Source organism: Amycolatopsis sp. NPDC051106, from assembly GCF_040682775.1.
Taxonomy (GTDB): domain Bacteria; phylum Actinomycetota; class Actinomycetes; order Mycobacteriales; family Pseudonocardiaceae; genus Amycolatopsis.
Map to the genome: position 1 here is coordinate 23,338 of NZ_JBFBBQ010000094.1, position 11,822 is coordinate 35,159.

General features: G+C 67.8%; 10 protein-coding genes. 3 read left to right on the forward strand and 7 right to left on the reverse strand.

Annotated features, from left to right (window positions below; genetic code table 11):
- Positions 1-508: 508 nt before the first annotated feature.
- From AB0M83_RS40450 to AB0M83_RS40465, 4 genes are all read right to left on the reverse strand, one after another.
- Positions 509-850, reverse strand: a complete 342-nt coding sequence (locus tag AB0M83_RS40450; RefSeq protein WP_364525792.1) for a hypothetical protein — start codon at positions 848-850, stop codon at positions 509-511.
- A 277-nt stretch (positions 851-1,127) separates the two neighbouring features.
- Complete coding sequence (locus AB0M83_RS40455; RefSeq protein ID WP_364525794.1) at positions 1,128-1,475, reverse strand: hypothetical protein; 348 nt, start codon at positions 1,473-1,475, stop codon at positions 1,128-1,130.
- An 8-nt stretch (positions 1,476-1,483) separates the two neighbouring features.
- Complete coding sequence (locus AB0M83_RS40460) at positions 1,484-1,978, reverse strand: hypothetical protein (RefSeq protein ID WP_364525795.1); 495 nt, start codon at positions 1,976-1,978, stop codon at positions 1,484-1,486.
- A 699-nt stretch (positions 1,979-2,677) separates the two neighbouring features.
- The gene (locus tag AB0M83_RS40465; protein ID WP_364525797.1) at positions 2,678-4,927 is read right to left on the reverse strand and encodes a tetratricopeptide repeat protein; all 2,250 of its coding nucleotides are present in this window, start codon (positions 4,925-4,927) and stop codon (positions 2,678-2,680) included.
- 516 nt (positions 4,928-5,443) lie between these two features.
- Between AB0M83_RS40465 and AB0M83_RS40470 the strand changes: the two genes are divergently transcribed.
- Positions 5,444-6,502 carry a helix-turn-helix transcriptional regulator gene (locus tag AB0M83_RS40470; protein ID WP_364525799.1) on the forward strand — a complete coding sequence of 353 codons (1,059 nt, stop codon included), beginning with the start codon at positions 5,444-5,446 and terminating at the stop codon, positions 6,500-6,502.
- Between the two features lie 138 nt (positions 6,503-6,640).
- Positions 6,641-6,850, forward strand: coding sequence for a hypothetical protein (locus AB0M83_RS40475; protein WP_364525801.1), 210 nt, complete (start codon positions 6,641-6,643; stop codon positions 6,848-6,850).
- Here the strand turns inward: AB0M83_RS40475 and AB0M83_RS40480 are convergent.
- The 3 genes from AB0M83_RS40480 to AB0M83_RS40490 all read right to left on the reverse strand — a co-directional run bounded on the left by AB0M83_RS40480 (position 6,836) and on the right by AB0M83_RS40490 (position 10,994).
- Entirely contained in the window at positions 6,836-7,303 is a 468-nt protein-coding gene (locus tag AB0M83_RS40480) for a GNAT family N-acetyltransferase (RefSeq protein WP_364525803.1), read from the reverse strand. The genes AB0M83_RS40475 and AB0M83_RS40480 overlap by 15 nt on opposite strands.
- Positions 7,304-7,486: 183 nt before the next feature.
- Entirely contained in the window at positions 7,487-9,382 is a 1,896-nt protein-coding gene (locus AB0M83_RS40485; RefSeq protein WP_364525805.1) for a glycosyltransferase family 39 protein, read from the reverse strand.
- 70 nt (positions 9,383-9,452) lie between these two features.
- Positions 9,453-10,994: an ATP-binding protein gene (locus tag AB0M83_RS40490; protein ID WP_364525807.1), complete on the reverse strand. Its 1,542-nt coding sequence runs from the start codon at positions 10,992-10,994 to the stop codon at positions 9,453-9,455.
- Positions 10,995-11,175: 181 nt separating this feature from the next.
- Between AB0M83_RS40490 and AB0M83_RS40495 the strand changes: the two genes are divergently transcribed.
- Complete coding sequence (locus tag AB0M83_RS40495) at positions 11,176-11,733, forward strand: hypothetical protein (protein WP_364525809.1); 558 nt, start codon at positions 11,176-11,178, stop codon at positions 11,731-11,733.
- The last annotated feature ends 89 nt before the right edge of the window (positions 11,734-11,822 follow it).

Consider the following 11,822-nt stretch of genomic DNA (forward strand, 5'->3'; position numbering starts at 1 on the left):
GTCACCTGTCTTCTGCCGGTGCTGATCACGCCCTGGCGCCGCCGAACGCACGTCGCGCGCCCAAGAATTGCGGGAAACTGTCACGGTCATCGCAGATTCGACGGGGCGGGGGCGCTCGTGGTCGGGGCCACGTCCTTCTCGAGGTACAGCCGCTGCCTACTGCGGATCGGAACCGTGCCGAAGCGCTCATCAGGGACCGCTGGAACCCTCGGTGACCGTCGAGTGCTTTTATGGTCACCGAGGGAGACTGCGCGTCGATCGCAGTCAGCTCGCGACGTCCCATGGCGCGCATTCCGACGACGACCTTCTCCCAGCCCGGCGTCCGGCGGACGATGCGTACGTGCGCGGTGACCGCCAGCCCACAGTCCGTTGGGCTTTCGTTCCGGCTCGGTTCCCGGTACCTCCGAGCACGCGGTGGATCACTTGCGAGGCGGCGAGTGTGAGCGAGTCGGTGCGTTTCGGCTGTGCGTCTCAAAAATCGGCGAGCGCGGGAGAACGGTGGTGCGCTTCAGCGTTGTATCTGGAGGACGGGATGCGGAGCTTCCTGTCGAATTCTCGATGGCGAACGCGCGCCTTCCGATGTGAACTGAAGTTCAGTAACTCTCAGTTGCCCGCAGGACGTTGCCACCCTGTTCGCGAGGATCGCCGGAGTATCAAGCGTCGATCTGCTCGTCGAGTCGATGACAAGGAAATACTTGCCGTCGAGGATCAGGTGGGCCAGACCACCGTCTTTGGCGCGCTGCACTGTGCCGTGCAGGTCTGGGGCTGGAGCGCAGAGCACCTCGATGACCTCGTCCAGAAGGGGAAGCGATCGCGCGGCGACGCCGCAGTCCCGCTCCGGTGCCACCACGTTCTGGTCCCGGAGCCAGCGTGAACCGAAACTGTCTGCAGAAAGCGGTTCCCCGCGTGGCCGCCACTTCGGGTGCCCGCCCGAGGCGCCCAGTGTTCAGGAGTCGGCTGAAGTACCGAGCCGGTGCACGCGGCGCGTCGAGTACGGCACGATAGGCGATCATGTGGGTCCTTCGGACGAAGATCACTTGGCGAGCGTGTTTCCCTCCTGTTGCCGACACGCGGGTTCAGCGCCACCCGCCCACTGGCCCAGTCTCAATGAGATGACGTCATCGTCCTCAGAAGGAGATTCCTCCCTGGATCTCGCGGGCTTGTACGACGTTGCCCGAGACGCTGCCGGTCACAGAATTTACGACGCCGCCCGTTTCGGCCTGGTTCTCCACCCGAACTCGTTCCCATTCATTGTGTAACTCTTTGGCGAACTCGGGATCTTTGGATTGCGCTTCAGATATTTTATCTCGCAATTTCTTAATTGCCGGCGTGTCTTCGGCTACGCCTTCCGCGGCTTCGAGAACGGCTGTTGCTTCGGGATCGTCCGAGAATTTCTTCTTCACCAGTTTGTATAGACTGATCACGGATCGACTGGCCAATGCGGCCGCGATGGAGATGAGTACCGGCTCGGGCATCGAACACATCACTTCCTGTCCGGTCGAAGTGTTTCTTCGACAGTTCGACTAAGGCTCTGTAAAGAGCTCAAATAATTCTGCCACGCTAACCTGTCGTGAGCCCAGTCGCCGACGAAGCCGGCAAGAAGTTCCGGCCAGTCGGGTCCGTGCGTGGCGAGAACGACCTGCATCGCGAGCTCGCCTTCGGTCACTTCCCGGTGCTCCAGGTCGGCTGCAGCTTCCCGCACCAACCTGCGCCGATCCTGGAGCACCGATTTCCAGTACAGCGGAGCATGGAGCTCAGTCAGATCGGGCTGTGGTCCATATCCCTTCGTCAAGACCTCGCCGAACTCTTGGGCTGATGCGCGGGTGGAATTGGCGAAATGCGCATAGGTGTCCTGTTCGAGCGTTCCCGTCACATGGGCCGATGTGGGGTCTTCAGAGAGCCTAGTCAGGTCCACCAGCAAATCTTCGTTGTTGACCGGCGGAAAGAGTGGCGATTGTGCGTCACAGGTGATCGCCATTGCCCCGCCCCCCCACGTAAGATACCTTGCCGGTGGCATCCCGCCTGCAGGCATGTCCTACCACCGAAAAGTCCCCGAACTCGTCGAATGCCCCGCCGACCATCCGTCGAGGGATTCCGCCACGGTCAGCTCCTGTCAATAGGTCCGATGCGTATCGAAGATCCTGTCGCTCGATCGCTTGCACGTCGTCATCGACGAAGAGAACGGTTCGCCACCTGCGCCGGCGGGCAAGCACGAGAGCGCAGTTACGCTTCCGACTGATGTCCGTGGTAGTGGTGACGCACGGATGGCGGAATACCCGGAGCAGCGCTTTCCCGGGCCCGGCGGCATATCGAGCACAATGCAACCGTCTTTCCCTAAGGATAGTTCGGCCGCCTTCGCGGTCGTGTGACCGCTGGCAAGTACCACAAGCGTCGCACCGGCGTTCCTCGCAGTGCAGGTGGCACGGAGGAGCGCATCTGCGCCACGCCCTGACGGTACGATGATGCCATCAAACAGCGGTAAGGGTGCCGAAGGGGTGGTAGCCCTGTAAGTGCCAGGACGAGGCATCACAATAGACCCGCCATCTCTGCGGTACATGGTGAGACTGCCGAAGTGTGGACCCAACTGCCGGAGATAACAAGCTGCGACCCCACGAAAAGTACGCCGTCGAGCCACATTGCCATCTCGGGCACTGTCATGTCTGCTCCTTATCGACGACTAACTCTCGAGTTCATGCACGCGCTGATCGACCTCTTCAGCCTCTGGCGCCCCAAGGTCGGCGTAGATGGCTCGAGCCTGCAGCCAGTAGTCGCGGGCCAGCTCTACGTTTCCGTCTCCTTGATGCAAGGAAGCGACACCTTCACACGCCTGAGCTTCTTCGTATCGGTCACCGATTTCCTGTGCGATTTTGAGCGCTTCCTCATGGAGACCGAGTACGATTTCCGTTCGCGCAAGCTGCCGACTGCTGTTTCCGAGTCCGTTGAGCGCCGCGGCCACTAGCGCACGATCACCCGACTCCCGAGCGAAAGTCAACGCCTCGTTGTGATAATCGTGCGCCTCGCCGAAGCGCCCCAGGCGCTGAAGCGCCGTGCCCACGTCATTGAGCGCATATCCCTGCCGAGGCCCGTCGTTCGTCTCGCGGAACACTGACAGAGCCTGCTGGATGTGGCCGACGGCCTCGTCGAACCGGCCCAGCCGGATCAGCACCAGTCCCATGTTGTTCAGGGCCTGGCCGTACCCGATCCGATCACCTTCTTGCTCGAACAGCCGCAAAGCAGCAGAGAGGCGTACGAGGGCGTCGTCATAACTCCCGAGAAGCGTGAAGACCAGGCCGAGGTCGCTGAGCGCGAAAGCCTCTACCATCGGCTGACCGACTTGCCTCGTTGATTCCAGCGACTGCTCCAGGTAAGCAACGGCTTCTTGGTAGCGGCCGAGTCGCTGGTACACGGTTCCGAGGTTGTGCAGGGCGCGGCCGACTGCGACTGGCTCGTCACGTTCCTGACCTGCCGCGACCGCAGCGGTGTGCAAAGTGACGGCGTCCTCGAAATGACCGTGGCTGTCAAAGAACCGGTAGAGGATCGTGGACAGGGCGATTGTGAAGATGGCCCAACTGCTGTGTGATGTGTGCGCAGCCATTGCCAGGAGCGCGGCTCGCTCGGCCTCCAGCCAATGGACCGCCTGCGTGTCGTCGGCCAACGGTGCGCTGCCTTCAGTGGGAACGCGGGGGCGACGATCGCTTTCCTGCGGGTAGAGGATGTCCATTGCGACCGAAGCAGTGGCGAGGAAGAAGTCGAAGAGCCGGCGGCGAACGGCCTCCTGTTCATCTGTCGACTCCTCGTTCTTGGCGAGGTCGGCGGCGTAGACCCTGATCAAGTCGTGCATCTGGTATCGGCCTGTTCGCGTGCGCTCGACCAGGTGCGACCGCGCCAGCGAGTCGAGTAGCCGCCGTGCTCGCAGCGAAGTCGTACCCAAGAGTGTGGCTGCGCTCACCGGCTCGAAATCGCGCCCGGGATGTAGACCGAGCAGGCGGAATGCTCGCGCCTGCTCGGTCACCAGGTTTCGATAAGACCAGGAGAAGACCGCTCGCACCGCCGTGATCGGGTCGTCTCCCGCGTCGAGGGTCGCTAGCCGCTCCTGCTCGTTCTCGAGATCGCTGGCAAGTTCGGCGAGCGACACCTCCGGGTTCATCTCCGCCAAGTCAGCTGCGATCCGCAACGCGAGCGGAAGCCGGCCGCATTCCTGCACGAGCGTCGCCACGGCGTCGGGTTCGGCGTCCACCCGTGTGCCGATCAGCATCCGCAGCAGATCGATCGCCTGTGCGGAGGGCAGCAAGTCGAGATTGACACGTCGTGCGCCGTCTCGGGACACCAGCCCCTGCAGCACACTGCGACTCGTCACCAGCACGACGCAGGACGAGGTTCCTGGAAGCAGAGGCCTGACCTGTTCGGGGCCGGCCGCGTTGTCCAGCACAATCAGCATGCGCCGCCCAGCGAGCAGGCTGCGGAACCGCGCTGCACGCTCATCGACGTCCAGTGGCAGGTCCTCGCTGGGCACTCCCAACGAGCGCAGAAACCCCGCCAGCGCGTCCGCGGCTGAAACTGGCGTGTGCGGCCCGAAGCCGCGGAGATTCACGTAGAGCTGTCCGTCGGGAAACTGGTCACTGACTTGGTGCGCCCAGTGTATTGCGAACGCGGTTTTCCCCACACCGGGCGTACCTGAGACAGCGGAGATCACCACAGCCGCCGTCGGCGTCGGTTGGTCGGAAGCGGCGAGGAGCAGGTCGAGTTGCTCGAGTTGCTCGACGCGGTCGGTGAACGCATGCACGTCTGGAGGAAGCTCGTGCGGGGGCGACTGGACCGCGGGTTGCGACGGATGTAGGTGAATGCCTCCGGCGATTGATCCGGCCTGGACCACTGTACCGGCCATCCCCGACATTTCGTTGGCGCGGTCGGCGTCGTCCCTCGTCACCTCGCCCCTCCTTCGCCAGTGCCACCCGCAGGCCTTGCACCTCGGAGTGGAAGGCGCAGTCGATCAATATCGTATGGTGTCAATAATTGTAACAACAAGAGGTCAAGAAGGGTGAGATGATCTCATCGAAATTGCGCCAGTGTGGGCGGGTGATGTTGGACCCCTATGGCAGCGACGGGAACTGGCGTGAAGAGAGGTGCGGAGTACGACACCCCGCTCCGCTGGCTACGCCGCTTGGGCGAACTTGCCTTCGCGCTCCTCCTCGACAGCTGGCGAGCACTCGCCGTATCACTGCAAGCCCCGCAGGTCAGCGCCATCGTCGGTGGCGCACTCGTCCTCACCCACCTCGAGCACGGTCGACTGAACTGAAATTTGCTGATATCACCTCAACGGGGGAGCTGTACCCTAGGACAGCTGAAATAGGCGGGTTGATTGTCAAGTCAAATGTGGTGGCCGTGACGGACTCAGACTCTAGGCCTGAACTCTGAAATTTTCTCACTGGAAGGTGGCGAAGCCGTGTCCTCAGTCGCGCCGCGGGCGCTCGCCCGTCGCCTCAAGGGGCTGCGCGAGGAACAGTGGCCCGACGCCGGGCTGACCCAGGCGCACCTCGCCGAGGCGTTCGGCGGCGTGAGCGTCTCGCTCATCTCCTCGTGGGAGAACGCCGAAAAGCCGACCCGGCCGCCGGTCAGGCGGCTGGAGGCGTACGCGACGGTCTTCGCGACGCGTCGGTCCTGGGAGGGCGGGTACCTGCGGCTCCTCCCACTCGAAGAACTGACGGACGATGAGCGCGACCAGCGCAAGAAGCTGCTGGACGAGCTGCTGTGGCTGCGGGAAGGCCGCGAGCCCGTCCGGGCGGAGACCGGGGTGTCGGACCTCTGGACCTTCGACGACCCGGAGCACCGGATCACGATCGTCTGCGCCCAGCTGCCGGCGAAGTACCGGCGGCACCTCAGCTACGCAGATCCGGAGAGTCCCGACTTCGTGTCGCTGTACACGTACGCGGACCCGGACGCGTTGATCGAGCTGTTCGGCCACATCCGGGCGCGCAACCCCGGAAACCCGGTCACCTTCCGCACCAGCGAGGGGCTCGAGCCCGATGACTACACGAGCCACCTGGTCCTGCTGGGCGGTGTCGACTTCAACAGCGTGACGAAGGACGTGATCGAGCGGGTGGACCTCCCGGTCGAGCAGGTCGGGCGCGCGGAAGACGCCGAGCACGGCGGGTTCCGGGTCAAGCAGAACGGCCGGTCGGAGCTCATCGAGCCGCAGCTCGACGACGAGGGACACCTGCTGGAAGACGTCGCGCACTTCTACCGGGGCGTGTCTCCGTTCAACCGAAAGCGCACGGTGACCGTGTGTAATGGTATGTACGGTCGAGGCACGCTGGGCGCCGTGAGAGCGCTGACGGACAACCGATTCCTGGACCGGAACACCGGCTACGTGCGGGAGCGGTTCGGCGACGTGGAATCCTTCAGCATCATCAGCCGGGTGCTTGTCGTGGGTGGGCAGGGCCTGACCCCCGACTGGACCGTCGAGGAGAACCGGTTGCACGAGTGGCCCGAGGCCGCCGCGTGACGCGCGGCAGCACGAGTCCCACCAGGAACCTGCTGGCGCACTTCGAAACCGGATTCCCTGCCCGAACGGCGCCGGATCATCAGCACGACGATCGAGCGGGTGCTCGGGTCGAGTATCGAACCGGCGCAACGGGCGAGGATGGTCGCGGCGCTCAAGGCTTCGATCGGGCGCAGCCACCTGATCAGTCCGGAGCTGTGCGTCAGCTACCTCCAAGCCTGGCAGCAGGACTGCGTACGCTGGCACAAGCACATCCGCGAGCTGCGGCGCGACCATCGCGGCCGGGTGGGCATCGATCGCGCGCTGGCCACCCTGGAACTGGTGGCCTCCTGCCGGTCAATACCGGCTTGACGCGCCGATCGCCCTCGGCTCGCCCCGGGGGGCCGGCGTGACCAGCGCCAGGTCCTTGACCAGCACGTAGCAGCGTTCCGGCACTTTCTGGATGTGTCCGTTCGGCAAGCGCTCCTGTGCGTAGCAAGTCACCGTGCCGTGGCCCCAGTCCTCGTACTCCAGACTGTCGTAGAACTGAGCCGCTATCGGGTTGTCCGTTCGGACTGCCAATGCGACCCGATCGAAGCCGCTCTCGACGAGGTGTCTTTGCGCTTCCTCGACGAGCGCCGTGCCGACGTGGAGCCTGCGCAGTTCGGCGTGAACCTGCAGGTGCATGAGCAGCGGGACCCCGGGGAGGTGCTCCTGGATCGGGAGCTCTTCGGCCTCGTCCAGCCATAGGTACACCGAACCGGCCGGGCGGAGGCCGAGGTGCGCGAAGAACAGCACGCCCCGCTTTTCCGCAGGTGTCGCCACCGGTCGAGGAGGAATCCGCCGTCGCCGAGGGCTGCGGCGAACGGGATCAGGTCTGCGGATCGGGCCCGCCATACGTGGGGCTCGGTCATCTGCAGCGACTCCGTTCTCCGGCTGCTTCCATAGTGCCGGAGGCGGCCCGGAGTTGACCAGGTCATCCGGCCCTGACCCTGCTTTCGTCGGTGCTCAGGCGGCCGCGGTGAGGTCGTAGACCGTCACGCCGTCCACCGTCGTCGACCGGTACGTCGACGCCACCCACTCGGCGATCCGCTGGGCCGCGTCCGAACCACTGGAACCCTGCATCGTCAGGCCGTCGCCGAGGAAGTAGTGGATCCGTCCGGCGGCCACGTACTGCTGGAACTGCTCCAGTGTCGGGTACGGGTCGGTGCCGTTGAAACCGCCGACTGCCAGCACCGGAGCACCGCTCGCCAGCTGGTAACCCGCGGCCGCGTTCGACAGCACCGTCGCCGCCGTCCAGGTGTAGCGGGACGCGTCCTGCCGCAGCAACGCCGTGAGCGACGCGCCGGGCAGCGTCGTCGACAGCAGGGACCCCGGCCCGCCGCCACGACCGCCGCCGAAGCCGCCGCCCGGACCGCCGAACCCGCCGGGGCGACCGCCGAAGCCCGAAGCCGGGCCCGCCGATGGGATCGCGCCTTCGTGCGCCGTCGCCGCGGTCGCCAGCGTGTACGCGCCCGTGCCGGACAGCAGGACGACCAGCCCGAGGACCGCGACCGACGAAGCCGCCCATCGCGTCAGGTGGGACGCGAAGAACAGCGCCACCGCCGCCAGCAGCCCGCCGATCAGCACCGTCGGGGCCAGCCACGGCTGCCACGTCGAGTCCGACAGCAGCAGGTACGCGGTCAGGGCCGTCAACGCCACGCCACCGCTCAAGACGCCCGCCGCCGACGGACGCGCCCGCAGCCGCCACAGCTGGACCGCCGCCGTGCCCACCAGCGCCGCGATCGCCGGCGCCAGCGCGACCGTGTAGTACGGGTGGATGATCCCGCCCATGTAGCTGAACACCAGCGCCGTCACCAGCAGCCAGCCGCCCCACAGCAGCAGCGCCGCCCGCGATCGGTCGGTGCGCGGGCCCCTGCGCGTGAACCACAGGCCGGCGCCCAGCGCGAGCAGCGCCGCCGGGATCAGCCACGCGATCCCGCCCGCCATCTCGCTGCCGAACAGCCGGGTCAGGCCGGTCGAACCCCACCCGCGGCCACCACCGCCGCCGACGCTGCCGACCTCGTCACCGGTGATCCGGCCGAAGCCGTTGTAGCCGAAGACCAGCTCCCACAACGAGTTCGTCTGCGACCCGCCGATGAAGGGCCGGTCGGCCACCGGCCAGAGCGCGACGACCACGAGGTACCAGCCCGCCGCGGCCAGCGTCGCCGCCAGCGCGCCCAGCAGGTGCAGCAAGCGCTTGCCGAGTGCCACCGGCGCGGCGACCAGGTACGCCACCGCGAAGGCCGGCAGCACCAGGAATGCCTGCAGCATCTTGGCCAGGAAACCGAACCCGATCGCGACGCCGGCCAGCGCGAGCCAGCGCGGGCTCGCCTTCTCGAGCGCGCGGACCACGCAGTGGGCCCCCGCGACCAGCAGCAGCACGAGCAGCGCGTCCGGGTTGTTGAACCGGAACATCAGTGCGGCGGCGGGTGTCAGGGCCAGCACCAGACCGGCGACGAGCCCGGCGGCCGGGCCGGAGGTCCGCTTGACCGTCGCGTGCAGCAGCCAGACCGAGCCGACGCCCATCAGCGCCTGCGGCACCAGGACGCTCCACGCGTTGACGCCGAACACCCGCGCCGAGAGGCCCATCACCCACAGCGCGGCCGGGGTCTTGTCCACGGTGATCGCGTTCGCCGCGTCGCTGGACCCGAAGAACAGCGCCTTCCAGCTCTCCGAACCGGCCTGCGCGGCCGCGGAGTAGAAGGCGTTGGCCCAGCCGGAAGCGCCCAGGCCCCACAGGTAGAGCACAGCCGTGCCGAGCAGCAGGACCGCCAGCGCGGGCCGGGTCCAGCGCGGACGGGCGGGGGAGTGCGGGCCTTCCGAAGGGGCCACGGCGGGTTCGCGGGACGCGAGTGCGGTCATGGCCCCAGCTTCCGGCGCCGAGCTGGGGCCGGGTTGTGCCGCGGCTGTGCGCTCCCTGTGCGGAAAGGGCTCAGCTGCCCGTTTCCAGCCGGGCCTGGGCCGTGCCGATGCGGTGCGTTCGCTGGGCGGGCACGGCCACCGGCAGGCGCACGGCGAACTCCGTCCGGCCGGGCCGGCTGTGCACCTCGATGGTGCCGTGGTGGGCGACGACGACGGCGCACGCGATCGCCAGCCCGAGCCCGGTGCTGCCGGCGGTCCGGGAGCGCGACGAGTCGCCGCGGGCGAACCGCTCGAAGACGTCCGGCAGCAGGTCCGGTGCGATGCCGGGCCCGTCGTCGGTCACCGTGAGCACGGCGCTGTGGGTGTCCTTGGTGCGGGCGAGCGACGTCGTCACCGTGGTGCCGGGCGGGGTGTGCGTGCGCGCGTTGGCCAGCAGGTTCGCGAGAACCTGGTGCAGCCGCTGGACGTCGCCGAACACCAGCACCGGGTCCGGGGGCAGTTCCAGCAGCCACCGGTGCTCGCGCCCGGCGACCCGGGCGTCGCCGACGGCGTCGGCGACCAGCCGGGTGAGGTCGAGGTCGCGCACGTCCAGCGGGCGGCCGGCGTCGAGCCGCGCCAGCAGCAGGAGGTCCTCGACGAGCGCGCTCATCCGGACGGACTCGGACTGGATCCGGCTCATCGAACGCGCGACGTCCGGCGGCACGAGCGCGCTGCCGCGGGCGGCCAGCTCGGCGTACCCGCGGATGGCGGCCAGCGGCGTCCGCAGCTCGTGGCTGGCGTCCGCGACGAACTGGCGGGCGCGCAGTTCGCTGTCGTGACGCGCTTCCAGGGCCTGCGCGACGTGACCGAGCATCAGGTTCAGCGCCGAGCCCACCTGGCCGACCTCGGTCCGCGGGTCGGTGTCGGCCTCCGGCACGCGGATGGACAGCGCCACCTGGCCGCGGTCGAGGGGGAGCTCGGTGACGCGCCCGGCGGTGGCCGCGACGCGCTCGAGCGGCCGCAGCGTCCGGCGGACCGCGAGCGCGCCGAGGAAGGCCGCGCCGAGCACCCCCGCCGCGGCGACGCCGAACAGGATCAGCCCGACGGTGAGCAGCGTGTCGGTGACCGGCTTCATCGGCAGGCCGGTGACCACGACGGCGGCCGTCCCGGCGACCGGCAGCGCCATCAGGCGGTACTCGCCGAGGTCGTCGAAGGACAGGGTGTGCGGCTGGCCGTCGGTGGGCACGGAAAGCATGACGGCCTGCTGCGCCGCGGTCAGCCGCAGGCGCGAGCCGTGTTCGGAAATGCTGTCGTCGTGGACGAGCTGCTGCCCGTCGAAGGTGCCGCTCACCGTGCCGACGTTCTGCCCCAGCGGGTGTTCGCCCGCCTGGCCGTCGGGCGGCGGGCCCGCGTCCGGGGGACGGGCGTTGCTCGCGAAGACGAGCGAGCGCGTCGCCGCGGCGGACAGCTGCTGGTCGATCTGCCGGGTGAGGAACAGGTCGAGCGCGAGCTCGCTGACCACCCCGACGATCAGGCACACCACGGTGAGCAGCACGACCATCGAGCCGGTCAGCTTCGCGCGCAGCGAAAGGCGCCCCCGGCGGGGGTGCGGTGCAACGGTTCGCGCGGCCATGGGGACAGCGTCCGTCCGGGCCGTGTGTGCGGGTTGTGTGCTGCCTGTGAGGCGGCTGTGGGGTGACCGGCCGGTCGCGGATGTCCGCTTCCTCCGGTCACAGGAACGGCTGACGGCGGGCACAGTGCGCACACAGCCGGCCGCCCCACCGTGGATCGCACACCTCGTTAAGGAGCAACACATGACCACACCGCAGGCACCGTCCACTCCGGACCGGACGTGGGGCGCGCCGCCCGCACCGGGCGCGCCGCCGCGGCCGGGCTGGACGCCGGGCAAGAAGATCGCGGCGGGCGCCGTCGCGGTGGCGATCGTGGCCGGCGGGGGAGCGGCGATCTGGGCCGCCTCCTCGTCTTCGGCGTCGACCGGCAGCGCCGCCGGGCCCGGCGGGATGCAAGGCGGTCCGGGCGCTTTGGGTTCGGCGCTGCACGGCGAGTACGTGTCTTCGGACGGAAACGGCGGCTACGTCACGAAGTTCATGCAGACGGGCGAAGTCACGGAGCTGAGCGCGACGTCGCTGACCGCGAAGAGCGACGACGGGTTCTCGAAGACGTACACGATCACGTCGGCGCAGGCGACGGGCCTGGCGACCGGGGACACGGTGACGGTGGTGGCGACGGAGTCGGGCGACACGGCGACGGCGACGTCGGTGACCGACGGCGCGGCGGGCGCGGGCCAGGGCCAGATCCCGGGCGGTGGCCAGGGAACACCACCCTCGGGAGCGCCCACCCGGACCGGCTGACCCAGGTCCCCAGCGCCCCAATGTGGCGTTGGGGGGGGGGCAACGACCCCAACCCCACAAAGGTGGGGGGGGGGGGAAAAAAACAACAA